Below are 25,173 nucleotides of genomic sequence, written 5' to 3'. Positions count from 1 at the left end.
CGACGCCGACCGGTTGCCTCGATCGGCGGCCGTGCGGGTCAGAGATCCAGTTCGTCCTGCTTGACGCGGCTCAGGAGCCGGGCGAACCCCTCGGTGGTGAGGGCCAGGTACCCGGCGTCGGGCGCCTTGCTGTCCCTCACACCGCACCCCTCGGTAAGGGCCGCGACCTCCACACATTCCTCACCGGACGCGTTGCTCCGGCTGGACTTGCGCCACTCGATCACTGAAAGCCCTCCATGGTCCGCTCGATATGAGCACGTGAGGTGGACGCCGACAACGCTTCGGAGCCGATGAGGTCGAAGCGCCGATGGAGATCGTCCAGCCTTGTCGGGTCATGGGTCAGTCTGCCACCCGCGTTGGCGTCCATGTAGGCCGCGGAATTCTCCGTCCCATAGAGGATTGCGAACGAGCCGTCCAGGCCGATGTGCGCGCCGACGCTGCGGGGCACGACGCGCAGGATGACGTTGCGTCGGTGGCTGAGCGTGATGAGGTGGGCGAGCTGTTCTCTCATGACCTCCGGTCCGCCGACGGGCTGGTCGAGTGCCGACTCGTTGATCAGTGCCCGCAGCTCGGGCGGCCTGTCCCGGTTCAGGACCTCCTGCCGGGCGATGCGCGCGTCGACCGTCGCCTCCACGTCCTCGATGATCTGGCCGTCTTCCAGGAGCGCACGGGCGTAGTCGACCGTCTGGAGCAATCCGGGAATGATCGCGAGAGCCCAGTAGCAGATGCGGGAGGCTCGCGCCTCGATCGGCGTGTACCGGTTCCACCAGCCCGGGTCGTGCGCCCGCTCCGCAAGACGGCGAAGTCGGGTGAAATGCCCGCATGTACGCCAAACTCTGTCCAAAGTTTCGGCGTGCTTCAGAGGCAGGTTTTCGCGAGCCGATTCCCAGTTCGAAACCTGAGCCTTTGTGACGCCAAGGATCGTGCCCACCTCGGTCTGCGTCATATTCCGCTCGACCCGCCATATCCGCAGGTCAGATGCCAGCCAATGCCAATGATCGTGATCAGGATCGAGATCATTCCGCGCGCCCATATGTGATCCCTTGAGTACAGATTGTCGTATTGAACGGAATGAACCGTAGCGCGAGCCGTCACGCTGTGACCGGAGAACGCGCGAGGAGGGAGCGGAATGCTCGCATTCAAGGCAAATGTCGAGGAGATCAAAGCGGCTCGGGATTATGTCGCGGTGCTCGCCGCGCAATGGCCCGTCGATGCCTATAACGTGCGGGTGGTGGTCTCGGAACTGGTCAGCAACGCCGTCCGGCATGCGGTGACCGATGAAGTGCGGGTGGACGCGTACGCGGACGGCGACGTGCACGTGGTGACGGTCTGGGACGCCGATGGAACGCTCCCGGTGCCGCGCGGTGCCGGTCCGGATGCGCTGAGCGGCCGGGGGCTGGTGATCGTCGAGGAGCTGACGTCCTGCTGGGGCGCGCTGCGGGACGAGGCGGGCGGCAAGGTCGTCTTCGCCGAGTGGAGCGCCGCCCCGCCGACGTGCCCTCCCGCGAGACGCACAAGCCCGAAGATCGGCGGCAGGCGGACGATCGACGATCCGATCATGATCAACGGCTGGGACTTCGGTCCGGGGCAGCTCCTGACGCCCGGAGACGTCGCCACGATGTTCCGCGTCGACCCCAAGACCGTCACCCGCTGGGCCGACGACGGGAAGCTGGCGTCCGTTCGCACGCTCGGCGGCGTCCGCCGGTTCAGCCGCCGGCAGGTCGAACACCTCATGTTCGGGGGCGGTGCGAAGTGACGGAAAGGGCGGGTAAGGACCTCGTTCTGACCGGGGCGAGTGCGGTGGAACCGGTGTTCCCATGGTCGGGTAGGGGCGGCGCGCTGCGGCTGGGCACGCGTACATCCCCGCTGGCGATGGTGCAGGCGCGCGGTGTCGCGGCGCGTCTGGAGGAGCTGGCGGGCGTTCGGGTCGAAGTCGTCGGCATTCAGACGGCCGGGGACCGGCACCGGGGTCACCTGGGTGATCTGGGCGGCAAGGGCGCGTTCATGCGGGAGATCGACCGGGCGCTGCTGACAGGCCGCGTGGACGTCTCGGTGCACTGCCTCAAGGACGTGCCCGGCGATGTGCCACGCCCGGACGGCCTGGTGTTCGCCGCCTACGTCGCACGCGAGGACACGGCCGATGTGATGCTCTTTCCGATGGCGAGCAAGGTGCAGAGCATGGCCGATCTAGCACCGGGCGCGCGGGTGGGGACGTCGGCCGTGCGGCGGCGTGCGCAACTCGGGCGGATCCGGCCCGATCTGCGGGTGGAGTACCTGCGCGGCAACGTCAACTCACGACTCGGGCGACTGGACGCGGGCGAGGAGTTCGACGCGATCGTGCTGGCGCGGGCGAGCCTGGCGAGGCTCGGGATCGACCGGGCGGGCGAGGCGCTCGACATCGTCCCGGCCGTGGGGGCCGGTGTCCTGGCCGTGGACTGCCGACGCACCGATACCGACATCGTGGAGCTGGTGCGGCTGCTGGACGACGGCGACACTCGGCGGTGCGTGAGCGCGGAACGCACGATGCTGCATGGGCTCCAAGGGCACTGCAACAGCCCGATCGCGGGACATGCCAGGCTGGAGAGGGACGGGCAATTGACCTTGCGCGGGATGGTCTTCACCCGTGACGGGTCCGCGTTCGTGCACTCGCAGGAGTGGTCGGCGCCGGACAAGGGCGAGGATCTCGGCGCTTACGTGGCGGGCGACCTGTTGCGCAAGGGCGCGCGTGACCTGATCGGCGGTATCCCGCATTGAGGCTCTCCGCGGCGCGACGATGAGTTCTGCGACCCGGGATGGTCGGTATCTGTGGCGAAGTCATGCCGGACGCCCAACGGAGGGAGCAGTCATGACCGGAGTACGGGTCCTCGTCGGCACGCGGAAGGGCGCGTTCATCCTCACCGCGGACGGGGCGCGCAAGGACTGGGAGGTCAGCGGGCCGCACTTCGGCGGCTGGGAGATCTACCACGTGGCGGGGTCCCCGGCCGACCCGTCGCGGCTGTACGCGTCGCAGTCCACGGGGTGGTTCGGCCAGCTGATCCAGCGGTCGGACGACGGCGGCTCCACCTGGCGGCCGGTAGGCAACGAGTTCGCCTACGAGGGCGAGCCCGGCACCCACCAGTGGTACGACGGCACGCCGAGACCCTGGGAGTTCAAGCGGGTCTGGCACCTCGAACCGTCGGCGGCCGACCCGGACACGGTCTTCGCCGGGGTCGAGGACGCCGCCCTGTTCCGCTCGGACGACGGCGGCGCGTCCTGGCGGGAGCTGCCGGGCCTGCGCGAGCACGGGTCGGGGCCGTCCTGGGCGCCGGGCGCCGGCGGCATGTGCCTGCACACGATCGTGCGCGACCCGTCCGACACCGCGCGGATGTACGCGGCGATCTCCGCGGCGGGCGTCTTCCGCACCGACGACGCGGGCAGGACCTGGGAGGCGATCAACCGCGGCCTGCGCTCGGAGGGCATCCCCGACCCCGATGCCGAGGCCGGCCACTGCGTGCACCGCATCGCGATGCACCCGGCGCGTCCCGAGGTGCTGTTCATGCAGAAGCACTGGGACGTCATGCGCAGCGACGACGCGGGCGGGACGTGGCACGAGATCAGCGGCGACCTGCCGAGCGACTTCGGGTTCCCGGTCGCGGTCCACGCGCACGAGCCCGACACCGTCTACGTGGTGCCGATCAAGAGCGACTCCGAGCACTACCCGCCGGAGGGCCGGCTGCGCGTGTACCGCAGCCGCACCGGAGGGAACGAGTGGGAGCCGCTGACCGACGGCCTGCCGCAGCAGAACTGCTACGTCAACGTCCTGCGGGACGCGATGGCCGTCGACCCGCTCGACGAGTGCGGCGTCTACTTCGGCACGACGGGCGGGCAGGTGTACGTGTCGGCCGACGCCGGGGACTCCTGGGCGCCGATCGTCCGCGACCTCCCGGCCGTGCTGTCGGTCGAGGTCCAGGCCCTGCCATGATCCGCGTCGTGCTGCCCGCGCATCTGCGGGTCCTCGCCGGTGTCCGCGGCGAGGTCGAACTGGACGTCCCCGGCCCGGTCACGCTGGCCGCGGTGCTGGACGCGCTGGAGGCCCGCCATCCGGTGCTGCGCGGGACGATCCGCGACCGCGCCACCGGCCGCCGCCGCGCCTTCGTCCGCTTCTACGCGTGCCAGGAGGACCTGTCCCACGACCCTCCCGCGACCCCGCTGCCCGAGCCGGTGGTGAAGGGGACCGAGCCGTTCATGGTGGTGGGCGCCATGGCCGGCGGGTGACCGGACGGGGAGTAAAGCCCTGTTCACGGTGAGGAAAGTGTGGATAAAGTGCCTCGCGTGCGGGTGGTCGTTACTGGTGCGGCGGGGTTCATCGGAAGCCATGTGGCCGAGGCGCTGTCGGGGGCGGGGCACGAGGTGCTCGCCGTCGACGCGCCCGGACGGTCGCTCGCCCCGCACGTCGCGCGCCGGACGTGGGCGCACGTCGCCGCCGGGCCGGGCGTGACCGCCGCCGAGATCGACCTCGCGGTGGACCGCCTCGACGACGTCGCCGCCGCGGACGTGCTGGTCCACCTGGCCGGACGCCCCGGGGTGCGCGACTCGTGGGGGCCGGGCCGGGCGGTCGTGGAGCGCGACAACGTCCGCGCCACCCGGCGGCTTCTCGAGGCCTGCCTGCGGAGACCGGCCGGGCTGCGCCCGAAGGTCGTCGTCGCGTCCAGCTCGTCGGTGTACGGGACGGCGGGGACGCGGCCGAACCGGGAGGACGATCCGCTGAACCCGGCGAGCCCGTACGCGGCCAGCAAGGTCGAGGTGGAGCGGCTGGCGGTGCGGGCCGCGGGCGGCGGGCTGCGCACCGTCCTGCTCCGGTACTTCTCGGTCTACGGTCCGCGGCAGCGGCCCGACATGGCGTTCCACCGGTTCGTGGAGGCCGCGCTGGACGGGCGCCCGCTGCCCGTGTTCGGCGACGGCCGCGGCTCCCGGAGCTTCACGCACGTCCGGGACGTGGTCGCGGCCACGCTCGCGGCGGCGGCCGCGGACCTGCCGCCCGGCATCGCCGTCAACGTCGGGCACCGCGAGCACGTGGCGGTGCGGGACGCGATCGCGCTGCTCACCCGGACCCTGGGCGTCCGGACCGAGATCCGCCGGGAGACACCGGTGGCCGGGGACGCCGCCCGGACCTGGGCCGACACGACCCGCGCCGAGGAACTGCTCGGCTGGACGGCCGCCACCGGCCTGGCAGAGGGGCTCGCCGAGCAGATCGCCTGGCACCGCGCCCGCCGGGCCGTTCCGGAGCGGGCGGGGGTCGGATGACGCACAGGGCGGCGTATGTCGCGTTCGACCGGTTCCCCTCGAGCAAGGGCTCCGCCGTGCACATCGCGCAGATGGCCGACGAGCTGTTCGACCACCATGGCGGCGGGCTGCTCGCCGCGATCGGCGGCGGCGACCTGCCCCGCTACCAGCGCGAGGGGACGCGGGAGATCGCCCGGTTCGACGAGGCGGTCCCGAACCTCATCGACCGGGCCGAGGCGTTCTCCGCCTGGGTGGCCGCGCACCTCGAACCGCACTGGGACACCCTGGAAGTCTGCCACGTCCGCGACCCGTGGAGCGCGCTGCCCGCGGTCGCGGACGACCGCCGCCACCGGGTCGTCTACGAGGTCAACGGGCTGCCGTCCATCGAGATGGCCCACACGTGGCCGTGGGCGGCGCCGGCGACGCTCGCCAAGATCCGCGAGCTGGAGCGGCACTGCCTGGAGCGCAGCGACGCGGTGGTCGTGCCCTCGCGCGTGATCGGCGACGCCGTGCGGGCGCGCGGCGTCCCCGAGGACCGGATCCACCTCGTCCCGAACGGCGCCGAGATCCCCGGCGAGACGGCGCGTCCGGCGGGCGCGCCCGCCCGCTACCTGGTGTACGTGGGCGCGCTGCAGCCCTGGCAGGGCCTGGACGTGCTGATGCGCGCGTTCGCGCGGCTCGCCGACCTCGACGATCTGCGGCTGGTGGTCTGCTCGTCCGTCCCGGAGCGGCGGGCGAAGCCGGTGCGGCGGCTGGCCGAGCGGCTCGGGGTGGACGGCCGGATCGTCTGGCGGTTCGCGCTGCCGCACCACGAGGTGGCGGCGTGGCTCGCGCATGCCGAGGCGTCGCTGGCGCCGCTGACCGGCTGCGCCCGCAACCTCGACCAGGGCTGCGCGCCGCTGAAGGTGATCGAGTCCATGGCGGCGGGCGTGCCGGTCGTCGCCTCGGACCTGCCGGCCGTCCGGGAGCTGATGGCGGACGGGACGCACGGGCGCCTGGTCCCGGCCGACCGCCCCGCCGAGCTGGCCCGGGCCGTCCGGATCCTGCTGGAGTACCCGGACGAGGCGGCCGCGATGGGGCGCGCCGGCCGGCGGCACATCGAGGAGAGCCTGACCTGGGCGCGGTCGCGGGAGCGGCTGGCCGGCGTCTACCGCACGATCGCACGGGTCCGATAGGGGGTTCGTCATGTTCTGGCGCAAGCAGAAGGCCGCCATCGAGCGGTTCCATCCCCTCCACAGGGCGCTGACGCTGGAGAAGGGCTTCACGGTCTCGCTGCGGCGCGACGACTGGGAGCCGGTGATCCAGAGTCTCGCCCAGCACGGCAGCGTCATCAGGCGCCGCAAGTGGCGGCTGACCGGGCAGGTCCCCGGCGTCTTCGTGCCGATGCTGCGCGTCCTCACGGCCGACATGCCGCCGGAGGGCGTGCTGTCGGTGGCGCTGGACATCCGCGGCACGAACGTCCCGGAGAAGAACGGGCCGCAGCAACAGCTGCCCTCCCAACGGCCGATCTCCAAGCTGCGGCAGTGGTACGCGTTCGACCCGTGGCTGCGGATGCGCGCGGAGCTGCGCGACGGCAGCGTCCTCGAACTCGTGCTCACCGACCGGGTCCGCAAGCGCAAGTACAACAAGCGGAACCCGCGCGGGAAGGTCAAGCTCAAGTTCAAGACGAAGACGGTGCACCTGGTGCGGGTCACGCGTCGGCTGGCGAAGGGCGCGGCCGTCCAGCAACCTGGGACGCCTCCGCCGCCCTGGCTCCGGGTGCAGGTCAAGCAGGGCAACCGGATGGTGATCCGCGCGAACGCGAAATTCCTCGGGCCGCTGGAGGAGCGCGCCATCGTCAACCGCGTCCTGGACGTCTCGACCGAACCGTTCCGCTGGACGCCGCCCGGCGTGGCCGCGAGGAGGGCCCGATGATCCGCTGCACCGTGACCACCGGGTTCTTCGTGCTCGGGCGCTGCGGCCAGGCCGCGGTCGCGTCCTGCCCGCAGTGCGGGCGGCCGGTCTGCGCCTCCCACGCCGGGCCCGGCGGGCTGTGCCCCGAATGCGGCGTCGCCCACGGGTACCGGACGGACGACCCGCACCACCCGGCCTGGGTGGGGCACCGCCGGCGCCGGTACTACCACAGAAGCTCGCAGACCTACAACGACGCGTACTGGTACTCGACGTTCGACGAGTACGACCGCGGAACGTTCAACCCCGGTGACGACTACTCCCACGGCGGTGACTGGGGGCCGGACGACGACACCGGGTTCGTGGACAGCTGATGCCGCGCGTCCTATGGATCACCGAGCACTACCCGCCGAGCCAGGGCGGCATGGCGCAGTCGTGCGACCGGATCGTGCGCGGGCTGCGCGCGGCGGGCGCCGAGGTCGACGTCGCGCACCTGACCCGGCGGTCACGTCCGTGGGGCGTGCGCCGCGAGCAGGGCGGACGGCTGATCACCGCGCCGCTCGGGGACGATCCCGAGCATGCGCTGCGCCGCCTGTGGACGACCATCACCGCCGAGAACCTGACCGGCTACAGCCATGTCGTCGCGTTCGGCGGCACGTACGCGATGCTCGCCGCGCCCGTCCTGTCGGCGCTGGTGGGCGCGCCGCTGGTCACGCTGCTGCGCGGTAACGACATCGACGTCGGCGCCTTCTCGATGCGGCGGCGCGGCGTGCTCGCGGACGCGCTGCGCGCCTCGTCGCGCGTGTGCGTCGTCGCCCGGTCGCACGCGCCGCTCGTGTCGGCGCTGGCCCCGGACGCGGAGGTCGCCTTCGTCGCGAACGGCGTCGACACCGCGCAGTGGCGGATCCTGCCGTCCGAGCGGGAGCAGGGCCGGGCCTGGCAGGAGGAGAACGTCGAGCCGGGACGCCGGACGATCGGGCTCATCGGCCAGCTCAAGGTGAAGAAGGGCGTGGGCTTCTTCCTGGACGCCCTGGCGGCCTCGGGCCACGCCGGGGCGTTCCACCTGCTGCTCGTCGGCGAGGTCGAGGAGTCGGTCAGGGAGTGGCTGGCCGGACGGGAGGACATCGCGCATTCGTTCCTGCCGTTCCTGGAGCGCTACGCCCTCCCGGCCGTGTACGCGAGCTGCGACCTGGTGGCGCTGCCGTCGTTCTACGACGGAATGCCGAACGTGGCGCTTGAGGCGGCGGCGCTCGGCGTACCGCTGATCGCGTCGGACGCGGGCGGCCTCGCGGACGTGGCGGACGACGAGATCGGCTTCACCTTCGCCGCCGGCGACGCGCACGCCTGCCGGGCGGCGATCGACCGGGCCGCACGGGCGGGCGGCGAGGAGCTGGCGAAGCTCGGCGCGGCGGGCGCGGAACGGATCCGCCGCGACTTCACCCCGGCCGCCGAGACCGCCGGCTACCTGGCCGTCCTCGACGCGGTCCGGTGATCGTCTGCTACGCGGCCGGGGACGGGCTGGGGCATCTGACGCGGCTGCGGTCCGTCCTGCACACGCTGCGCGTCGGCGGGCCGGTCACCGTCGTCACCGGGTCGCGGTTCGCGGCCGATCCCCGCGTCACGGGCGGCCTGCGCGTCGTGGAGACCGCCGACCTCGCGGCCCTTCGGCCGGACGAGCTGATCGTGGACGCCTTCCCGGCCGGGCTGAAAGGCGAGCTGACCGTCCCGCCCGGCGTGCGGACGACGCATCTGGCGCGGCTGCTGCGCTGGGACGCCTACCGGCCGCTGCTCCCCGCCGAGCCGCCCCGCTTCGACCGCACGTTCGTCCTGGAGGACCTCGACGAGGCGCACCTCGCCTACCTCCGCGAGGTCTCGGACGAGGTCCTGCCGCTGACGCTCGTCGATCCCCCGTCGGAGCCGGTGGACGTCGACGGATGGCTCATCGTGCACAGCGGCCCCGACGCGGAGACGCTCGAACTCGTCGCCTACGCGCGTGACATGGCGTCCGCCGAACGGGTCCGCCCGGCGATGACCCTGGTGTCGCCCCGCAAGCCGGACGGTCTGCCGCCGGACGTCGCGTACCTGGACGCCTACCCCGCCTGCCCGCCGGGTCCGAGCGTCGAACGGATCGTCACCGCGGCGGGGTTCAACGCCGTCCGCCAGTACGCGCCGTGGCGGGAACGGCACCGGATGCTGCCGTTCCCGCGCACTCTCGACGATCAGTACAGGCGCGCCGCCCGCGCGAGAAGCGTCAGAAGTAGGTAGAGGTCAGGTCGCCCGTCGGCCAGGTCTTCACCGCGTTCGCGGCCTTGTGGAGCAGCGAGTCGATGGCGCCGTAGCTCGGCGCGTCGCCCTCCTGGCGCTGGTCGAACAGGACCGCCCACGACAGGCCGTCATACCGCCGGACCAGCAGCGTGTACGTGCCGGGCAGGCTTCCGTTGTGCCAGGTGTTGGTGCCGCCGGTGACGGGACGCACCTGCCATCCGCACCCGTAGTACCAGCCGTCGTCGTTGATGCCGATCTCGGGCTCGGCGAACGCGCGCTTGATGGACGCCGACGTCAGCACGGTCGTCCCGCCGTCGTAGATCCCGGCGAACCGGGTCAGGTCCATGGCGGTGGCCAGCCAGCCGCCGTGCGAGTCCATGTTCTCCAGGTTGAAGGCGCCGTACGGGTAGGGCACCTTCGTCCCGCTGTTGTCGAACACGGTGGTCCCGGTGTAGCCGGACTTGTAGGGCACCTCGCCGGGCGCCTTGGTGAGCGTCTGCCCCAGACGAATCCGCGTGATCTGGCGCGGTGCCAGCACGGTCTGCTGGACGTAGTCCTCGTACTTCTGCCCGGTGACCCTCTCGATGATCCGGCCGAGCAGCAGGAACCCGTAGTTGGAGTACGCGTACTTCGTCCCGGGCGCGTGGTCGAGCTTGCTCGCCGACACGTACTTCATGATGTTCGCCTGCGACACCGGCAGCGACACGCCGAGCGTCGCCGCGATCTTGGCGTCCTGGAACATCGGGTCGGGCGTGATGTCGCGGTCCCAGCCGCCGAGGTGCTGGAGCAGCCGCAGCACCGTGACGTCCTCCAGCCGCGGATCGGCGGTCGTCGACAGCCCCAGCAGCGTCGCCGCCCGGTCGGTGAGCTTCAGCTTCCCGTCCTGGACGAGCCTCAGCACGGCCGTCGCCGTCACCGGCTTGGAGATGCTGGCGATGCGGAAGGGGGACGTCGGCTGTGTGGTGAGCGCGTCGTCGTCGGTGTAGGTGTAGCCGCGCGACAGGACGAGCTTCCCCTTGCGGACGACGGCGAGCTGCCCGCACGGAATGTTCCGCTCCTGCATGAAGGCCTTGAGCGTCGAGTCGAAGCTGCCTAGACCCGAGAGCGCCTTGCCGGTCACCCGCCACGAGCGGGCCGCGGCGACCGCGCCCGCCGTCCTGGACGAGCCGGTGGAGCATCCCGCGAGCAGCGCGGGGGCCGCCACCAGCCCCGCCGCCCTGCCGAAGTCCCGCCTGCTGAGTGCGTTCATCCCGTCCCCCTGAAGATCGACTGCCCAGATGCGACGATCACGACTGTCCGGAAATGCAACGATCACGCACCCTAGTGCATGTTGATCTTCAGGGAGTGCTACGCGGGCAGGCGGAGGTCGAACTCGATCTCCACGTCGTCGGCGAGGCGGAGGGCGCCGAAGAAGGCCGAGTACGGCGTGATGCCCCAGCGGCTCTGCGTCACGGTGGTGCCGCCGCGCACCCGGTCGCCCTCCCGGACGGCCCGGATCCGCACCGGCTTCGTCCGCCCCATGATCGTGAGATCGCCCTCGACGGCGTCCTCGCCGATCCCCGTCGACACGAACCGGATCGCCGGGTGCCGCCGGACGTCGAGCACCTTCCGCAGGTTCTTCTTGATCTCGGCGCGGTCCTGGTCGCTCAGCGGCTTGACGCCCCCGGTGCCCTCCCGCACCTCCAGCCCGTCCACCTCGACGGTCACCTCGACGGACGAGGCGTCCAGCGGCTCGCGGGCCTCGACCGACGCCGACCAGCGGGTCGCCTCGATGGTCAGGTCGTGGCCCGCCCGCCGGCCGAGGCCGCTGCGGCCGGTCCGGACGAGCAGCCGGCCGGCGTCCGGGCCCAGCTCGAACGTTCCCTCCATGCTCTCCACCCTCCCACCCGGCGTTCCGGGGTTCGTAGCGGGGTCAGCGGCACGTCACCTCGGGCTGGGGACGGTACTCGGTGTGGAACTTCTCCCGGCGGACCTTGCGCCCTCCCGCGAGCAGCGTCCGCCACACGTCGATCTCGAAGCCCTTCCGCCCCGTCATCGGGACGCACCGCCGCCCGCGCCCGGCACCCGTCCCGTACGGCGTGAACCCGTACCGCTCCGAGGCGCGCGACCTGACCTCGTACCTGCGGTCGCCCCACAGGTTCACGGTCAGCGACGACCCGGTGTAGGTGACCTGGATGCGCACGGGCGAGCCGGTGTCGTTCTTCCAGGTGAAGTCGAGGCCGGGATAGGAGACCGCGGCCTCCCTCCCCTCGGGGTACTCCGGCATCCACATGGTGTGGGCGCGGGCCTTCCGGATGTCGAGCCCGGCCTGGAACACGGCGTTGAACAGCGTCGTGGAGACCTGGCAGATGCCGCCGCCCACGTCGTTCACCAGGCGCGCGCCGATGATGGCCGGCGCGGGCACGTACCCGCGGCTCCTGGTGCGAGGCCCCACGACGTCGTTGAACGAGAACGTCTCTCCCGGCTCGACGACGTGGCCGTCCAGCCGCCGGGCCGCGAGCTCGATGTTGCGGACGCGCGGCTCGCCCGGCGTGAACTGCGTGGTGTAGGTGCTCATCGGCTGGCCCGGCGCCGCCGCGTCGGGGACGGGCCCGCCGGGGCCGGCGCGGGCGGCACGGCCGGCTCCCGCGCGGGCGGCCTGCTCGGGGACGGCGAGCGCCGCCGCCCCGTGCTCCCTCGGGAACTCCAGGTACGCGAGCAGCAGCAGCCCCGTCGTCGCGAGGGCCCCCGCCACGATCGGCCACCACCGCCGGGCGCACTCCCGTAACGGCGGCTGGCTCCGCCGGTCCGCCCGTCCTCCATGACTCAGCCGGTTCCGGCCAGGCCGGGTCCGCCCCACAGCTCACACCCCCCGAGGATCCCCCAGGGTGATCCTCCATGGCGTGCGGCCGCCTCCCCCGAACTACGCCCGAGTGTTTACCGGACACAGACGAACATCCGGGGAACCCGGGGGCCGGAGGTTGCCTCAGCGGGCGCGGGCGCCCTCCCGGAGCCGCTCGGGGTCGATCTCCCGGCCGGGCCGGCGCCGCAGGTACTCGGCCTCCAGCTCGTTCATGCGGCGGGTGTGCTCGCCGTAGGCCTGGTCGGCGGCGTGCCGGAGTGCGTCGAGCCTCGTCTCGTACAGGTGGCCGAGCTCACGGAACAGGTCGTCGTCGCTGAGGTCGCCGGGCGGGACGCCCAGGTCACGGCTTGTCATCGTGGGGTTCCTCCTTCACGGGCGTCCCTCCCCTACCCGGACGCCGTCCGGCGAATCGTCGGTTTCGTCCGCTGCGTGCCGTGCGTTCAGCGGCCCGTGCGTTCAGCGGGCGGCGGGGCGGAACACCGCCAGCGCGCCGGCGTGCTTGCCGAACCGCACCGCGCCCGGCAGCGACGACACCTCGCCGTCCCGGGCCAGCCGCAGCGCGCCGTCCATGGCGATGACCTCCAGGCCGGTCGTCCGCCACGCGTGGTAGCCCGGCGCGAGGTGCAGGTGCCCGGCGAGGACGGCGGCCATCGCGCGGGCCCGGGGCACCCGGCCGCCGGTGGTGATCATCCGGATGTCGAGCCGCCCGTCGTCGAGCCGCCCGCGCCAGGTGGGCGCGGCGCCGTGCGAGCCGAAGACGCCGTTGCCGACGAACCCCAGCCAGACGCGCCGGCGCCGGCCGTCCACCATCAGCTCGACCGGCTCGGAGCGCCGCAGCGTGCGGACGGCGGCGACCGCGAGCGCCGGCCACTTGCCGATCCGCCGCTGCAGCCGCTCGCGCCGGTCGACCAGCTCGGCGTAGGCGCCGAAGCTCGCCGTGTTCAGGAACGGCCTCTCCTCGCCGCGTCCCGGGCCCGCGGCCATCGGTGCGACGTAGGAGACGTCGACCCTGCCGACCTCGCCGTTCCGGTAGGCCGCGATCGCCTGCGCGGCGGACTCCACGCCGAGCGCGCGGGCGAAGTGGTCGAACGTCCCCACCGGGACGACGAGCAGCGGCACGCCGTGCCGCACCGCGGCCCGCGCGGCGGCGTTCACCGTCCCGTCCCCGCCGACGGCGGCCAGGGCCGCGGCCCGCTCGGCCGCCTCCGCGAACGCCTTGTCGACGTCCTCCCCCGGCTCCAGCCGGACGATCTCCGCCGCGGGCAGCTCGTGCTCGATCAGCGCGACCGCGACCTCCCCGCGCTTCGGCAGGAGCCCGGCTCCGGCGTCCCCCTCGGGACCCGCCTCGGGGTTGACCACCACGACCAGGCCGCGCCCGTCGCCGGTGACCTCGGCCCGCTCGTCCTCGGCGCTCGCCACGCGCGCCGCCGGCGGATGGGCGGGCCAGACCACGCGCGTGCCGACCGCCGCGAGCGCGCCGATCCCGAGCCCGGCGAGCACGTCGCCCGGGTAGTGCGCGCCGGTGTAGACGCGGGCGAAGGCCACCCCCGCGGCCGCCGCCGCGACCGGGACGGTCACCGCCCGCGGCGCCTCCAGCGCCACCCCGGTCGCGAACGCCGCGGCGGACGCCGAGTGGCCGGACGGGAAGGCGTGCGAGGTCGGCAGCTTCCAGCGGATCCGGATCGGCGGCACGAGGTCCACGACGGGACGCTTCCGGCGGAACGCCTGCTTGCCCAGGATGTTCACCGCCGGGCTGGCCACCGCGATCGCGAGGGAGCCGCGCAGCGCCGCCCGCCGCAGCCTCGGCCGCCTCGCGAGCCCGAGCGCCCCGGCCGTCCCGAACCACAGCACCCCGTGGTCGGCGCACCGCGACAGCCGCGGCAGCACGTACTCCAGGCCGCGCAGCCGGGACGCCGCCACCCGGTCGAACGCCCACCGGTCGACCCGGCCCAGCCTGCGCAGGAGCCGGACGCGCGCCAGTCCGCGCCGGGGTTCCGGCGCCGGCCGCCGCACGAGCGGGAACACGGACCGTGACGGCACGGCGCTGCGCCGTGAGTGGTTGACGCGCATGGTCCGGGTATCCCCAAGGACGCCGACATGATTCCGTAAAGATCTCAAATCGGGGGTCACATGCGGGCGAACGTCACTCTCGACTCACCGACTGCAATAGGCTTCGCGGCATGAGTCACCCGGAACGGCTCGGTTCCCCGGGTGGCGAGTCGGTCGGAACGATCGCGGAGCTTCCTCACGTGAATCAGACGCTGGCCGACTACGCCGCACGGCACGGGCTGAGGCAGAGCGCTGCGCGCCCCCCGCTGCGCAAGTACATCCAGTCTGTGTGGGCTCGCCGCAACTTCATCTGGGCGTTCGCCTCCGCGAAGAACATCTCGATGTACACCGACTCCCGGCTGGGTCAGGTGTGGCAGCTGCTGACGCCGCTGCTGAACGCGGCGGTCTACTACCTGATCTTCGGCCTGCTGCTCGGCACCAGCCGCGGCGTCCCGGACTTCATCCCGTTCCTCGTGACGGGCGTCTTCCTGTTCGGGTTCACGCAGCGGTCGGTGACGGCCGGGGCGAAGTCGGTCGGCGACAACCTCTCGCTCATCCGGGCGCTGCACTTCCCGCGCGCCACACTCCCGCTGGCGATCGCGGTCGTCGAACTCCAGCAGCTCCTGATGGCCCTCATCGTGCTGTTCGCGATCGTCTTCGCGTTCGGCGAGCCGCTCGACTTCAACATGCTGCTGTTCGTCCCGGTCGTGACGCTCCAGCTGATGTTCAACGTGGGCATCAGCATGGTGATGGCCCGGCTCGGCGCGTTCAACCGCGACATCACCCAGCTGCTCCCGTTCATCATGCGGACGTGGCTCTACGCGTCCGGCGTCATCTTCAGCCTGCCGTCGATGATGCAGTCCGGCCACAAGCTGGCCGAGTACCCCTGGCTCGGCGAGCTGATGAAGGCCAACCCGGCCTACGTGTACGTCGAGCTGAGCCGGCACGTGCTCCTCGGTGAGTACCGTGACTACGTCACCGGTGACCTGGGGATCCACGAGACCGCGCAACTGTGGCTCTACGCCGTCGTCTGGGCCCTGGTGATGCTGGTCGGCGGCTTCATGTACTTCTACCGTGCCGAGGAGCGATACGGCCGTGGCTGACACGAAGGTGCGCGGGACGATCGAGATCGACCCGACCCGGGAGCCGATCGTCGTCGTGGACGACCTGCACATCGTCTACCGGGTGTTCGGCGCGGGCGGCAAGGGCAACGCCGCGTCGGCGTTCTCCCGCATCCTGCGCCGCCAGCACCGCCCCTCGATGACCGAGGTGCACGCGATCAAGGGCCTGTCCTTCGTCGCGTACCGGGGCGAGGCCATCGGGATCATCGGCACGAACGGCTCCGGCAAGTCGACGCTGCTGAAGGCCATCGCCGGGCTGCTGCCGCCGCACCGGGGCGGCGTCTACACCGACGGGCAGCCGTCCCTGCTGGGCGTGAACGCGGCCCTGATGAAGGACCTCACCGGCGAGCGCAACATCGTCCTCGGCTGCCTGGCCATGGGGATGTCCCCGGCCGAGACGAAGGCCAAGTACAAGGAGATCGTGGCCTTCGCCGGGCTCAAGGACGGCTTCATCCAGTACCCCATGCGGACGTACTCGTCCGGCATGGGGGCGCGGCTCCGGTTCGCGATCGCCGCCGCCAAGACCCACGACGTGCTGCTGATCGACGAGGCCCTCGCCACCGGCGACGCCAAGTTCAAGGTCAAGAGCAAGCGCCGGATCGAGGAGCTGCGCAAGGAGGCCGGGGCGGTCTTCCTCGTCGCGCACCAGCTCGACACGGTCAAGGAGATGTGCGACCGCGTCATCTGGATCGACGAGGGCCGGATGCACATGGACGGCGACCCCGAAGAGGTCATCGCCGCCTACATCGAAGCCACCGGAAAGTAGCGCGACCGCGCGGCAGCCTGATACGCATGGGGCTCGTGTGACCTGCGTCACTGTAGTGGCGCAGAGTTACCGGATCGTCTCTCGATGAAGCGTCCCGGCGGATTTACCGTCGGGGGGAGACCTTCATCGGTGAGGGAGAGCTCCCATGTCCGACCGGCTCAGAACGCCCCGCGAGGGGACCACCCCCGACACCCTCCGATCCGGCTCCGGCGGAGTGAGCAGACGCGGCTTCCTGTCCTCCACGGCCCTCGCGGCAGGCGGGTACGGCCTGCTGGCGGGGTGCGCCAGCGAGAAGAGCGGTCCCCAGGCGAAAAACTCCGGGGACGCGCCGAAGGAGGTGTTCACCGCCCCCGCGAAGAAGCTGAGCGGCTCCCTCAGCATCCTCATGTGGAGCCACTTCGTCCCCCGGCACGACAAGTGGTTCGACAAGTTCCTCGCCGACTGGGGCAAGAAGGTCGGGGTCGAGGTCCGCGTCGACCACATCAACACCGTGGACGTCCCCAGGCGGGCCGCGTCGGAGATCCAGGCGGGCCGCGGGCACGACCTCATCCAGCACATCGCCCCGTTCTCGCAGTACGAGCCGTCCGTCCTGGACATGACCGACGTCGTCCAGGAGGCCACCAAGCGGTGGGGCAAGCAGCTGGAGCTGTGCCGCAAGTCCAGCTACAACCCGAACACCCGGCGGTTCTACGCCTACTGCCCCGGCTGGTCGCCCGACCCCGGTGACTACCGCAAGTCCATGTGGCAGAAGGTGGGCCTGCCGAACGGGCCGGCGAGCTGGGACGACCTGCTGCGCGGCGCCGCGGAGATCAAGAAGCAGACCGGGGTGCCGTGCGGGATCGGGCTGTCGCCGGAGACCGACTCGAACATGGCGGCGCGGGCGCTGCTGTGGTCCTACGGCGGGTCCGTCCAGGACGAGAACGAGCGGGTCGTCCTCAACTCGGACGCGACCATCGAGGCCGTCGAGTTCATGGCGCGCCTGTTCAAGGAGGCCGAGACCAGCGAGGTCTTCTCCTGGACGCCCGCGTCGAACAACCAGGCGCTGATCGCCGGGAAGTCGTCCTACATCCTGAACTCGATCTCCGCGTGGCGGACCGCGATGGGCACCAACCGGACGATCGGCGACGACATCTTCTTCGTGCCCGCCCTGCGCGGGCCGAAGGCGGCGATGGCGGCGCAGCACGTGATCCAGCAGTGGATCGTCCCGAAGTACGCGGCCAACCCGGACGCCGCGAAGGAGTTCCTGCTGCACTACACGGCGAACTTCCCGGCGGTGACATACCACTCGGAGATGTACGACCTGCCGGGCTGGCCGTCGATCGTCCCGCAGCTGAACGGCTGGCTGGACAACGACCCGTGGGGCGCCAAGCCGGCGAACAAGCTGGCCCTGATGAAGACGGCGACGTCGTGGAGCGCCAACATCGGCTACCCGGGACCGTCCAACCCGGCGATCGGGGAGATCTTCAACACCAACGTGCTGCCGACGATGTTCGGCCGCGCCGCCCGCGGCCAGGCGTCCCCGCGGCAGGCCGTCGAGGAGGCGGAGGACCGCGTCAACGCGATCTTCAAGAACTGGCGCGGCCGCGGCCTCGTGGGCGGCTGACCCCAAGTGAAGACGGTTGAGGTCAAGGGGCTGGTCAAGACCTTCGACGGGCATGTGCGCGCGCGGCGCCGGCGGGACCGCGCGCGGGGCACGGCGGTGCGCGCGCTTGACGGCGTCGACCTCGCGGCCGAGCCCGGGGAGTACCTGGTGCTGCTCGGGCCGTCCGGGTGCGGGAAGACGACGCTGCTGCGCACGATCGCCGGCCTGGAGCAGCCCACGGAAGGCGACGTGCTGATCGACGGGAACGTGGTGAACGGGCTTCCGCCGCGGGTCCGGCAGATCGCGATGGTGTTCCAGTCGTACGCGCTCTACCCGCACAAGTCGGTGTTCGACAACATCGTCTTCCCGCTGCGGGCCGAGGGCATGGAGCGGGACGAACGGGACAAGAAGGCGCGGTGGGCCGCGGAGCTGCTGGAGATCGAGCCGCTGCTGCGCCGCAAGCCGCGCCAGCTGTCGGGCGGGGAGCGGCAGCGGGTGGCGCTCGCGCGGGCGCTCGTCCGGGATCCGGCGGTGTTCCTGCTGGACGAGCCGCTGTCCAACCTCGACGCGAAGATGCGCGCGACCGCGCGGGACGAGCTGAAGCGCTTCCAGGAGCGGGTCGGGACGACCACCATCTACGTCACCCACGACCAGGCGGAGGCGATGGGGCTCGGCGACCGGATCGCGGTGCTGGAGCAGGGCCGCGTCCGGCAGGTCGGGACGCCGCAGCAGGTGTACGACGACCCGTCCGACACGTTCGTCGCGACGTTCATCGGGTCGCCGCCGATGAACCTGGTCCGGCGGGACGGCGTGCTGGTCGGGTTCCGTCCCGAGCATCTGCTGCCCGCCGAGAACGTGCCGGCGGGGTCGCGGCTGACGATGCCTCTGCGGGTCGAGCGGATGGAGTACCTGTCGGGCGACCGGCACGTGTACGGGACGGTGACCGGCGTCGGTGAGGAGACCCGCGTCATCGCCCGGCTGCCCGCCACCGTGGCGACGCCGCTGGAGGCCGGGGAGACGCACCGGTTCGCGGTGCCGTCGGAGCGGCTGCGGTTCTTCGACGCCGGGTCGGGCGCCCGGACGGCGGCGGTCCCGCTGGAGGACGCGCCATGACCCACGCGCGGACGGGCCCGAAGCCCGCCGCCGCGGCGGCGCCCGAGGCGCGGGCCAGGGCGGGGCTCGCCGACCGCGAGGGGTTCCTCGCGTGGGTGATGCTGCTGCCGTCGGTCGTCTACATCATCGCGCTGGTCGGGGTCCCGTTCCTGCTGGCGATCGCGTTCGCGTTCTCGGACGTGACGACCGGCGACCCGTCCTTCGACTTCGTCGGGGCCCGCAACTTCGACGAGATCTTCGCGGACGCGGTGTTCTGGCGGGCGCTGCGGAACACGCTGGTCTTCACGCTGGTGAGCATGGTGCTGATCGTCGTGTTCGGGAAGATCCTCGCCAACATCCTGGTCGCCGACTTCCGCGGCAAGTGGTTCGTCCGGTTCCTGGTACTGCTGCCGTGGACGACGCCGGTGGCGCTGTCGACGATCTCGTGGCTGTGGTTCCTCGACTCGATCTACTCGCCGGTCGACTGGGTGCTGCGCCATCTCGGGCTGATCGACGCGAACGTCGTGTGGCTGGGCCGTCCGGGCACGGCGATGGCTTCGGTGATCGCGGTGCAGACGTGGCGGCTGACGCCGCTGGCCGCGGTGATCGTGATGGCCGGGCTGGTGGCGATCCCCCGCGACATCGACGAGGCGGCGCGGATCGACGGCGCCGGCTTCTGGCGGCGGATGTTCGAGGTGACGATCCCGCTGACGCTGCCGGTGATCGCGGTCGCCGGGCTGTTCGGCGCGATCATGACGTTCACCGACATGACCGTCCCGTACGTGCTGACCCGGGGCGGTCCGACGCACTCGACGGACGTCCTCGCGTCGTGGGCCTACTTCCGCGGCATCGAAGGCGGCGACGTCGGGCAGGGCGCGGCGATCGCGCTGTTCCTGTTCCCGCTGCTGCTCGCTGGCGCGGTCGCGATCCTGCGTGCGGTCCGAAGGCTGGAGGCCGGATGACGGAACGCAGCGAGCGCAGCGAGACGGCGACGGCCACCGCCGCGGAGACGGCGGCCGCCACCGCCGCGCGGGAGATGGCCGGGCTGCGGCGCAAGTACGCGCGGCGGCACGCGGCCGCCCGGGCCGGCGTCTACACGGCGGCGGTCCTGGCGGCGCTGGTGTGCGCGCTGCCGTTCCTGTGGAGCGTGGTCAGCGCGTTCAAGATGAACCAGGACCTCTACGACCCCGAGAGCAACCCGTTCTACTTCAACGAGCCCGCGACGCCCGACCATGTAACGTTCCTGTTCTCCGACACGCCGTTCCTGACGTTCGTGGTGAACTCGCTGATCGTCGGCGCGGCGGTGGTGGCGATCACGCTGCTGCTCGCGCTGCCGGCCGCGTACTCGCTCGCGCGCCTGGACCGGCCGTGGGGGACGCCGATGGGCATCGCGATCTTCATGGTGTACCTGGTGCCGCCGTCGCTGCTGTTCCTGTCGCTGACCCGCGTGGTGGTGGCGCTGCACCTGGAGGACACGCTCTGGTCGATGATCGTCGTGTACCCGACGATCACGGTCCCGGTGTCGGTGTGGCTGCTGATCGGGTTCCTCAAGGCCGTCCCGAAGGACGTCGAGGAGCAGGCGATGGTGGACGGCTACAGCCGCCTCGGCGCGTTCCTGCGGACCGTCCTGCCGCTGGTGTTCCCCGGCATCGTCGCGGTCGTCGTGTTCAGCTTCACGCTCACGTCCAGCGAGTTCGTGTACGCCCTGGCGTTCGTGTCGGCGAGCCCGGAGATGGTGGTCAGCACCGGCGTGCCGACCCAGCTGGTCCGCGGGGACGTGTTCTTCTGGCAGTCGCTCCAGGCGTCCACCGTGATCACGGCGGTGCCGATCGCGTTCCTGTTCAACCTGTTCCTGGACCGCTTCGTCACCGGCTTCACCATGGGAGCCGTCAAGACCTGAGGGGCCCTGATAGAGATGGAGGGACACGAAGATCTGATGTAGGAGGTCGCCATGCCCGGAAAGCCGCCGCTTCCGCACGAGTACCTGCCCGAGGTCCCGTCGTTCACCGTCACCAGCGACGACATCGCCGACGGCGAGCGGCTCCCGGACAGGCACGTCTTCAACGACTGGGGTTTCAAGGGCGACAACCGGTCGCCGCACCTGCGCTGGTCGGGCTTCCCCGCCGAGACCGAGAGCTTCGCGGTGACCTGCTTCGACCCGGACGCGCCGACCGGAAGCGGCTTCTGGCACTGGTCGCTCTTCGACATCCCCGCGACGGTGACCGAGCTGGCCACCGGCGCCGGCACCGAGGACTCGACGATCGGCGTGCACGCCCGGACCGACTACGGGACCAAGGCGTACGGCGGCGCCGCGCCTCCGCCCGGCGACCCCCACCGCTACGTGTTCACCGTGCACGCGCTGGACGTGGAGTCGCTGGGCCTGGACTCCGACACGTCCCCGGCCGTCGTGGGCTTCAACATCACCGCCCACACCCTGGCCCGCGCCACGATCGTCGCCCTCTACGGCTCCTGAGCCGCCGACCGTTTCCGAGGCCGTCCCGCAGCACCACGGCGGGACGGCCTCGGCATGTCGGGACGGCCTCGGCATGTCGGGACGTGTCTCACTTCGTCCGGCCGGTCTTGAGCCGGCGGTAACCGGGGTGGACGCCCCTGCTCAGCCCCTGCTGCTCGGCCATGCGCTCCAGGAGCTCCTTCACCTGCCGGTGCTCGTCGTCGGACAGCGCCTGGCACATCTCCTTCTCGTGCGCCATGCCCGCCTCCGCGAGCCCGCCCAGGAGGGTGAGTCCCTTCTCGGTCAGGTAGAGCGCGTAGAGGCGCCGGTCGTCGGGGTTGCGGCGGCGCTCGATGAGCCCGCGCTCCTCCATCTCGTCGGCGAACGGGACGAAGCGGCTCGGCGGCATGCCGAGTTCGCCGGCGAGCTCCCGCTGGCTGCGGCCGGGGGCCCCGGCGAGCATGCGCAGCAGCCCCGCCTGCGGCGGCGTCAGGTCCAGCTCGGCGATCCGCTCGGCGAACCGGGCCGTCGCGTGCGCGCCCAGCTGGGCCAGCAGGAACGCCACCCCTACCGGGATCGGGGGACGCCCCTCCTCATCATTCATTCCCATGTGTACATGATAGCTGCTTGACAATCGTTCTGTCTTGTAATCATTATCGGCCGTATAGCGATGAGCCGCACGACCACGAGGAGACGTCATGACCACCGCTTCCGCCCCCGAACGCCCGGCGACCTCCGGCCGCAGGCCGCAGTCCGGGCCGCCGCCGCTCGTCCCCGCCCTGTCGTTCACCGCGCTGACCATCGCCTACGTGGTCGCCAACCGGGCCACGCCGCGTCCCGACGCGGCCGGCGCCGAGGTGCTGCGGTACGCGCAGGAGCACGGCACCGCGATCAACGCGGGCTCCTGGCTGCTGATGGGCTCCGCGATCCCCCTGGCCCTGCTGGCGGCCGTCCTGTACCGGCGGCTGCGCGCCCTCGGCATCACCGCGCCCGGCTCGGCGATCACCCTGGCCGGCGGGCTGCTGGCCTCCGTCGCGCTGGTGCTGAGCGCGATGTTCCTGTGGACGGGCGGGCGGCTGCCCGCGGACGCGAGCCCGGCGCTCGCCCGCGCGCTCGCCGACCTGGCGTTCCTGGCCGGCGGCCCCTTCTACGGCGCCGGCTTCGCGCTGCTCGTCGCCGGGCTCGCGGTGACCGGGCTGCTCGCCCGGCTGCTCCCGCGCCCGCTGACCTGGATCGGGCTGGTCCTGGCCGTCGCCGGGATGGTGTCCACGCTGACCCTGGTGGCGGACGCGTTCATGCCGCTGCTGCCGCTCATCCGCTTCGGCGGCCTCATCTGGCTGGTGGCCGTGGTGGCGCTGCTGCCCCGCACGCGCCACAAGCGTGTCTAGCCGCCCGCGGGGAGGCCGTCCCGGAGCGCCGGGGCGGCCTCCGGCGTCTCCGCGGGCGCACCGGCGAGGACGTCGCCGATGGCGGTCCGCCGGTAGAGGACGGACCGGCCGCTGCGCTCGCGCGTGACGAGCCCGGCCGCGCGCAGCACCGCGAGGTGGTCGCCGATCCCGCCGACGCTCATCCGCAGCCGCGCGCTCAGCCACGTGGTCGTCGCCGGGTCCGCCAGCAGCCGGAGCAGGTCGGCGCGGGTGCGCCCCACCAGCTGCGCGAGCGCGTCGGAGCCGTGCCGCGGACGGGTCTCCCAGAGCGCCGCCACTCCCCTGGCGCGGTACATGAGCGTGTAGGGCCAGTCCTGTTCGAGCGCGGCGCCCAGATCGGAGAAGACGACGGGCACGAACGTCAGCCCGGCGCCTCCGAGCCGGAAGGTGGCGTCGGCGCGGATGTCCGCCTCGATGACCCCGTCCCGCCACCGCACCTGCCGGGACAGGCCGTCCAGCGCCTCCGCCCAGCCGTAGGCCGCCAGCCGCCCCGCCCGGTGCACGATGTCGCGTTCCAGGATCGACCGCAGCACCGGCCAGTCGGGCCCGAGCAGGGCGCGCCAGGCGGTCTCCAGCCCGGTCGCGAGGCGTTCGGCCACGTCGGGGGCGTCCAGCACGTCCCGGACGGCCGCGTCCGGCTCCGGCAGGCCGGCCAGGTTGCGGGCGATCTCCCGGCGCGCCTGGTCCAGCGGCGTCGCCCGCACGACCGCGAGCTGGTCGGGGACGGTCAGGTTCGGCCGGGCGGGCGGCGGGACGACGAAGTCGGCCATGTACCCGTGCGGGCGGCGCAGGAAGGCCAGCGCGCGGATCGCCGGGTCGCCGGCGATCCGCCGGTACGCGGGGCGGGCGCGCTCCACCCACGGGCCGAGCGGCCCGACCGGCATCCGGCCGGCGAGCAGGCCGAGCGCGCCGTGCACCTCGACCAGCGGCGCGATCCCGAACCGGCTGGCCGCGAGGTCGCCCGGTCCCACCTCGATGCGATACATGTTTCGCTCCTCCCCGAAACATTGTCCAGCAGAGGGGCGGCGGCTCCAGAGTCGGCGCCATGACCGCTCCCCCAGCCGCTCCCCCGGCCGCTTCCGCGCGCTACCGCGACGTGTTCGGCGTCGCCGAGTTCCGGACCCTGTTCTCCCTCCAGACGCTCCAGGTCGGCGGCGACTCGGTCCGCACGATCGCGCTGTCGGTGCAGACGTTCGAGCGGACGGGCTCGTCCGTCGCGGCGGCGCTCGTGTTCGCCGCCGGGATGCTCCCGCACGTGGTGGGCGGCGCCCTGCTGCTGTCGCTCGCCGACCGCATCCCCGCCCGGCGGCTCCTCACCGGCTACCACCTGCTGCGGCTGGCGGTCACGGCCGCGCTCGCGGTGGGCGGGCTCCCGGTGCCGGCGGTCATGGCGCTGCTGGTCGTGGCCGGGCTGTTCGCCCCGGTGGGCGGCGCGGCCGTCCAGGCCCGGCTGCCCGCCCTGCTGCCCGGGGACGGCTACGTCCTCGGCCGGTCGCTGTTCACGATGACCAGCGCGGGCGCCCAGATCGCCGGGCAGGCGGCGGGCGGGCTGCTGCTGTCGCTGGTGGCGCCGTCCGGAGCGCTGTGGCTCGCGGCGGCGGGCGCCGCGGTCGCCGCCGGGCTGGCGCGGTTCCGCCTCCCGGAGACCCCCGCGGCGTCCCGGGCCCCGTCCTCGGGGACGGCGCGGACCACGTGGCGGGTCAACCGGCGCCTGCTGGGCGACCGGACCACGCGCGGTCTCCTGCTGGCCGGCTGGCTGCCGATCTCCCTGTCGGTCGGCTCCGAGGGCGTGGTCGTCCCGTACGCGGACGGCCTGGGCAGCCCCAACGGGGCCGGCCTGCTGCTGTCGGCCGCCGCGGCCGGGATGTTCGCGGGCAACCTCGTGGTGGGCCGCTGGATCCGGCCGGACCTGCGCGAGCGGCTCACGCTGCCGCTGGCCGCGCTGACCGGCGCGCCGCTCCTGCTGTTCGTCCTCACGCCGGGGCTGCCGGCGGCGTGCACGCTGATGGCCGCGGGAACGTTCGGGCTGGGCTACGAGCTGGCCGTGCAGCGCCGCTTCGTGGACGCGGTGCCCGAGGCGATCCGCGGGCAGGCGCTCGGCCTGTACGGAAGCGGCCTGATGACCGGCCAGGCCGCGGGGATCGGCGCGGCGGGCGCCCTCGGGGAGTTCCTGGCGCCCGGCGGCGTCATGGTGCTCTGCGGCGCCGCCACGCTGCTCGCCTGCCTGGCCCTGGCCCGCCACCTCCGGTGACGGGCGGGTGGCGTGCCGCCCTCCTGGGAGCGCGACACGCCACCGATGCGACGGCTACTTCTGCCAGGGGAAGCGGTCGGTGAAGGCGGGTTTGAGGTCGTCCAGCCAGACGGCGTCGGGGTCGTAGTGGGCGAAGAAGGGCTTGCCGACCAGGTCGGCGTCGCGGCACTGGAT

General features: G+C 72.3%; 28 protein-coding genes and 1 pseudogene. 20 read left to right on the top strand and 9 right to left on the bottom strand.

Going from position 1 to position 25,173, the window contains the following annotated elements; all coding sequences use genetic code 11:
- Positions 1-38: 38 nt before the first annotated feature.
- Entirely contained in the window at positions 39-224 is a 186-nt protein-coding gene (locus ABGB11_RS40595; protein WP_347640922.1) for a DUF397 domain-containing protein, read from the bottom strand.
- Positions 221-1,033 carry a helix-turn-helix transcriptional regulator gene (locus tag ABGB11_RS40590; RefSeq protein WP_347640921.1) on the bottom strand — a complete coding sequence of 271 codons (813 nt, stop codon included), beginning with the start codon at positions 1,031-1,033 and terminating at the stop codon, positions 221-223. The genes ABGB11_RS40595 and ABGB11_RS40590 overlap by 4 nt, the downstream gene beginning before the upstream one ends.
- A 96-nt stretch (positions 1,034-1,129) precedes the next feature.
- Here ABGB11_RS40590 and ABGB11_RS40585 point away from each other — a divergent pair.
- The 11 genes and pseudogenes from ABGB11_RS40585 to ABGB11_RS40535 form a co-directional block, all read left to right on the top strand.
- Positions 1,130-1,450: pseudogene (locus ABGB11_RS40585) on the top strand (ATP-binding protein); the annotation flags it as partial.
- A 108-nt stretch (positions 1,451-1,558) separates the two neighbouring features.
- Entirely contained in the window at positions 1,559-1,756 is a 198-nt protein-coding gene (locus ABGB11_RS40580; protein WP_347640942.1) for a BldC family transcriptional regulator, read from the top strand.
- Positions 1,753-2,754, top strand: coding sequence for a hydroxymethylbilane synthase (gene hemC / locus ABGB11_RS40575; protein ID WP_347640919.1), 1,002 nt, complete (start codon positions 1,753-1,755; stop codon positions 2,752-2,754). Before ABGB11_RS40580 ends, hemC begins: the two co-directional genes overlap by 4 nt.
- A 91-nt stretch (positions 2,755-2,845) precedes the next feature.
- On the top strand, positions 2,846-3,961 hold the full coding sequence (locus ABGB11_RS40570) for an exo-alpha-sialidase (protein WP_347640918.1): 1,116 nt from the start codon (positions 2,846-2,848) through the stop codon (positions 3,959-3,961).
- Positions 3,958-4,254: a MoaD/ThiS family protein gene (locus ABGB11_RS40565; RefSeq protein WP_347640916.1), complete on the top strand. Its 297-nt coding sequence runs from the start codon at positions 3,958-3,960 to the stop codon at positions 4,252-4,254. The genes ABGB11_RS40570 and ABGB11_RS40565 overlap by 4 nt, the downstream gene beginning before the upstream one ends.
- Before the next feature lie 57 nt (positions 4,255-4,311).
- Positions 4,312-5,283 carry an NAD-dependent epimerase/dehydratase family protein gene (locus ABGB11_RS40560; protein ID WP_347640915.1) on the top strand — a complete coding sequence of 324 codons (972 nt, stop codon included), beginning with the start codon at positions 4,312-4,314 and terminating at the stop codon, positions 5,281-5,283.
- Positions 5,280-6,437 carry a glycosyltransferase family 4 protein gene (locus ABGB11_RS40555; protein WP_347640913.1) on the top strand — a complete coding sequence of 386 codons (1,158 nt, stop codon included), beginning with the start codon at positions 5,280-5,282 and terminating at the stop codon, positions 6,435-6,437. The genes ABGB11_RS40560 and ABGB11_RS40555 overlap by 4 nt, the downstream gene beginning before the upstream one ends.
- Before the next feature lie 10 nt (positions 6,438-6,447).
- Positions 6,448-7,176, top strand: coding sequence for a hypothetical protein (locus ABGB11_RS40550; protein ID WP_347640912.1), 729 nt, complete (start codon positions 6,448-6,450; stop codon positions 7,174-7,176).
- Positions 7,173-7,526 (top strand): hypothetical protein, encoded by a 354-nt coding sequence (locus ABGB11_RS40545; protein WP_347640911.1) that lies wholly within the window; start codon positions 7,173-7,175, stop codon positions 7,524-7,526. Before ABGB11_RS40550 ends, ABGB11_RS40545 begins: the two co-directional genes overlap by 4 nt.
- Positions 7,526-8,644, top strand: coding sequence for a glycosyltransferase family 4 protein (locus ABGB11_RS40540; protein ID WP_347640909.1), 1,119 nt, complete (start codon positions 7,526-7,528; stop codon positions 8,642-8,644). Before ABGB11_RS40545 ends, ABGB11_RS40540 begins: the two co-directional genes overlap by 1 nt.
- The gene (locus ABGB11_RS40535; protein ID WP_347640908.1) at positions 8,641-9,417 is read left to right on the top strand and encodes a hypothetical protein; all 777 of its coding nucleotides are present in this window, start codon (positions 8,641-8,643) and stop codon (positions 9,415-9,417) included. Before ABGB11_RS40540 ends, ABGB11_RS40535 begins: the two co-directional genes overlap by 4 nt.
- Here ABGB11_RS40535 and ABGB11_RS40530 read toward each other — a convergent pair.
- From ABGB11_RS40530 to ABGB11_RS40510, 5 genes are all read right to left on the bottom strand, one after another.
- Positions 9,404-10,666 carry a serine hydrolase domain-containing protein gene (locus tag ABGB11_RS40530; protein WP_347640907.1) on the bottom strand — a complete coding sequence of 421 codons (1,263 nt, stop codon included), beginning with the start codon at positions 10,664-10,666 and terminating at the stop codon, positions 9,404-9,406. The genes ABGB11_RS40535 and ABGB11_RS40530 overlap by 14 nt on opposite strands.
- Positions 10,667-10,764: 98 nt before the next feature.
- Positions 10,765-11,286 carry a YceI family protein gene (locus ABGB11_RS40525; RefSeq protein WP_347640905.1) on the bottom strand — a complete coding sequence of 174 codons (522 nt, stop codon included), beginning with the start codon at positions 11,284-11,286 and terminating at the stop codon, positions 10,765-10,767.
- A 43-nt stretch (positions 11,287-11,329) separates the two neighbouring features.
- Positions 11,330-12,151 carry a VanW family protein gene (locus tag ABGB11_RS40520; protein WP_347640904.1) on the bottom strand — a complete coding sequence of 274 codons (822 nt, stop codon included), beginning with the start codon at positions 12,149-12,151 and terminating at the stop codon, positions 11,330-11,332.
- A gap of 231 nt (positions 12,152-12,382) precedes the next feature.
- Positions 12,383-12,613, bottom strand: coding sequence for a DUF6158 family protein (locus tag ABGB11_RS40515; RefSeq protein ID WP_347640903.1), 231 nt, complete (start codon positions 12,611-12,613; stop codon positions 12,383-12,385).
- Positions 12,614-12,715: 102 nt separating this feature from the next.
- Positions 12,716-14,299: a diacylglycerol kinase family protein gene (locus ABGB11_RS40510; protein WP_347640902.1), complete on the bottom strand. Its 1,584-nt coding sequence runs from the start codon at positions 14,297-14,299 to the stop codon at positions 12,716-12,718.
- A gap of 209 nt (positions 14,300-14,508) precedes the next feature.
- Here ABGB11_RS40510 and ABGB11_RS40505 point away from each other — a divergent pair, with 209 nt between their 5' ends.
- The 7 genes from ABGB11_RS40505 (at position 14,509) to ABGB11_RS40475 (ending at position 21,342) form a co-directional block, all read left to right on the top strand.
- Positions 14,509-15,411 (top strand): ABC transporter permease, encoded by a 903-nt coding sequence (locus tag ABGB11_RS40505; protein WP_347640901.1) that lies wholly within the window; start codon positions 14,509-14,511, stop codon positions 15,409-15,411.
- Positions 15,404-16,195 carry an ABC transporter ATP-binding protein gene (locus tag ABGB11_RS40500; protein WP_347640900.1) on the top strand — a complete coding sequence of 264 codons (792 nt, stop codon included), beginning with the start codon at positions 15,404-15,406 and terminating at the stop codon, positions 16,193-16,195. The genes ABGB11_RS40505 and ABGB11_RS40500 overlap by 8 nt, the downstream gene beginning before the upstream one ends.
- 145 nt (positions 16,196-16,340) lie before the next feature.
- Positions 16,341-17,798, top strand: a complete 1,458-nt coding sequence (locus ABGB11_RS40495) for an extracellular solute-binding protein (protein WP_347640899.1) — start codon at positions 16,341-16,343, stop codon at positions 17,796-17,798.
- 6 nt (positions 17,799-17,804) lie between these two features.
- Complete coding sequence (locus tag ABGB11_RS40490; protein WP_347640898.1) at positions 17,805-18,890, top strand: ABC transporter ATP-binding protein; 1,086 nt, start codon at positions 17,805-17,807, stop codon at positions 18,888-18,890.
- Complete coding sequence (locus tag ABGB11_RS40485) at positions 18,887-19,831, top strand: sugar ABC transporter permease (protein ID WP_347640897.1); 945 nt, start codon at positions 18,887-18,889, stop codon at positions 19,829-19,831. The genes ABGB11_RS40490 and ABGB11_RS40485 overlap by 4 nt, the downstream gene beginning before the upstream one ends.
- Positions 19,828-20,769, top strand: coding sequence for a carbohydrate ABC transporter permease (locus tag ABGB11_RS40480; RefSeq protein ID WP_347640896.1), 942 nt, complete (start codon positions 19,828-19,830; stop codon positions 20,767-20,769). Before ABGB11_RS40485 ends, ABGB11_RS40480 begins: the two co-directional genes overlap by 4 nt.
- 51 nt (positions 20,770-20,820) lie before the next feature.
- Positions 20,821-21,342: a YbhB/YbcL family Raf kinase inhibitor-like protein gene (locus ABGB11_RS40475; protein ID WP_347640894.1), complete on the top strand. Its 522-nt coding sequence runs from the start codon at positions 20,821-20,823 to the stop codon at positions 21,340-21,342.
- Positions 21,343-21,430: 88 nt separating this feature from the next.
- On the opposite strand, the gene ABGB11_RS40470 is transcribed toward ABGB11_RS40475, so the two are convergent.
- Positions 21,431-21,931: a MarR family transcriptional regulator gene (locus ABGB11_RS40470; RefSeq protein ID WP_347640893.1), complete on the bottom strand. Its 501-nt coding sequence runs from the start codon at positions 21,929-21,931 to the stop codon at positions 21,431-21,433.
- A gap of 88 nt (positions 21,932-22,019) precedes the next feature.
- Here ABGB11_RS40470 and ABGB11_RS40465 point away from each other — a divergent pair, with 88 nt between their 5' ends.
- On the top strand, positions 22,020-22,709 hold the full coding sequence (locus ABGB11_RS40465; protein ID WP_347640892.1) for a DUF4386 domain-containing protein: 690 nt from the start codon (positions 22,020-22,022) through the stop codon (positions 22,707-22,709).
- Here ABGB11_RS40465 and ABGB11_RS40460 read toward each other — a convergent pair.
- Entirely contained in the window at positions 22,706-23,734 is a 1,029-nt protein-coding gene (locus ABGB11_RS40460; RefSeq protein WP_347640891.1) for a winged helix-turn-helix domain-containing protein, read from the bottom strand. The two genes, ABGB11_RS40465 and ABGB11_RS40460, sit on opposite strands and share 4 nt — an antisense overlap.
- 59 nt (positions 23,735-23,793) lie before the next feature.
- Between ABGB11_RS40460 and ABGB11_RS40455 the strand changes: the two genes are divergently transcribed.
- Positions 23,794-24,999 carry an MFS transporter gene (locus ABGB11_RS40455; RefSeq protein ID WP_347640890.1) on the top strand — a complete coding sequence of 402 codons (1,206 nt, stop codon included), beginning with the start codon at positions 23,794-23,796 and terminating at the stop codon, positions 24,997-24,999.
- Positions 25,000-25,173 lie beyond the last annotated feature (174 nt).

This window comes from Actinomadura sp. B10D3 (assembly GCF_039871695.1).
Classification (GTDB): Bacteria; Actinomycetota; Actinomycetes; order Streptosporangiales; family Streptosporangiaceae; genus Spirillospora; species Spirillospora madurae.
Note: the sequence above shows the minus strand (reverse complement) of the source record. Positions and strands in the feature narration are given on the sequence as shown.

Excerpts from the sequence above, each read along its gene's own strand:
- ABGB11_RS40590 (WP_347640921.1), bottom strand. The coding sequence starts at position 1,033 with ATGGGCGCGCGGAATGATCTCGATCCTGATCACGATCATTGGCATTGG.
- ABGB11_RS40580 (WP_347640942.1), top strand. The coding sequence starts at position 1,559 with ATGATCAACGGCTGGGACTTCGGTCCGGGGCAGCTCCTGACGCCCGGA.
- ABGB11_RS40570 (WP_347640918.1), top strand. The coding sequence starts at position 2,846 with ATGACCGGAGTACGGGTCCTCGTCGGCACGCGGAAGGGCGCGTTCATC.
- ABGB11_RS40565 (WP_347640916.1), top strand. The coding sequence starts at position 3,958 with ATGATCCGCGTCGTGCTGCCCGCGCATCTGCGGGTCCTCGCCGGTGTC.
- ABGB11_RS40555 (WP_347640913.1), top strand. The coding sequence starts at position 5,280 with ATGACGCACAGGGCGGCGTATGTCGCGTTCGACCGGTTCCCCTCGAGC.
- ABGB11_RS40550 (WP_347640912.1), top strand. The coding sequence starts at position 6,448 with ATGTTCTGGCGCAAGCAGAAGGCCGCCATCGAGCGGTTCCATCCCCTC.
- ABGB11_RS40545 (WP_347640911.1), top strand. The coding sequence starts at position 7,173 with ATGATCCGCTGCACCGTGACCACCGGGTTCTTCGTGCTCGGGCGCTGC.
- ABGB11_RS40540 (WP_347640909.1), top strand. The coding sequence starts at position 7,526 with ATGCCGCGCGTCCTATGGATCACCGAGCACTACCCGCCGAGCCAGGGC.
- ABGB11_RS40530 (WP_347640907.1), bottom strand. The coding sequence starts at position 10,666 with ATGAACGCACTCAGCAGGCGGGACTTCGGCAGGGCGGCGGGGCTGGTG.
- ABGB11_RS40525 (WP_347640905.1), bottom strand. The coding sequence starts at position 11,286 with ATGGAGGGAACGTTCGAGCTGGGCCCGGACGCCGGCCGGCTGCTCGTC.
- ABGB11_RS40515 (WP_347640903.1), bottom strand. The coding sequence starts at position 12,613 with ATGACAAGCCGTGACCTGGGCGTCCCGCCCGGCGACCTCAGCGACGAC.
- ABGB11_RS40495 (WP_347640899.1), top strand. The coding sequence starts at position 16,341 with ATGTCCGACCGGCTCAGAACGCCCCGCGAGGGGACCACCCCCGACACC.
- ABGB11_RS40485 (WP_347640897.1), top strand. The coding sequence starts at position 18,887 with ATGACCCACGCGCGGACGGGCCCGAAGCCCGCCGCCGCGGCGGCGCCC.
- ABGB11_RS40480 (WP_347640896.1), top strand. The coding sequence starts at position 19,828 with ATGACGGAACGCAGCGAGCGCAGCGAGACGGCGACGGCCACCGCCGCG.
- ABGB11_RS40475 (WP_347640894.1), top strand. The coding sequence starts at position 20,821 with ATGCCCGGAAAGCCGCCGCTTCCGCACGAGTACCTGCCCGAGGTCCCG.
- ABGB11_RS40470 (WP_347640893.1), bottom strand. The coding sequence starts at position 21,931 with ATGGGAATGAATGATGAGGAGGGGCGTCCCCCGATCCCGGTAGGGGTG.
- ABGB11_RS40465 (WP_347640892.1), top strand. The coding sequence starts at position 22,020 with ATGACCACCGCTTCCGCCCCCGAACGCCCGGCGACCTCCGGCCGCAGG.
- ABGB11_RS40460 (WP_347640891.1), bottom strand. The coding sequence starts at position 23,734 with ATGTATCGCATCGAGGTGGGACCGGGCGACCTCGCGGCCAGCCGGTTC.
- ABGB11_RS40455 (WP_347640890.1), top strand. The coding sequence starts at position 23,794 with ATGACCGCTCCCCCAGCCGCTCCCCCGGCCGCTTCCGCGCGCTACCGC.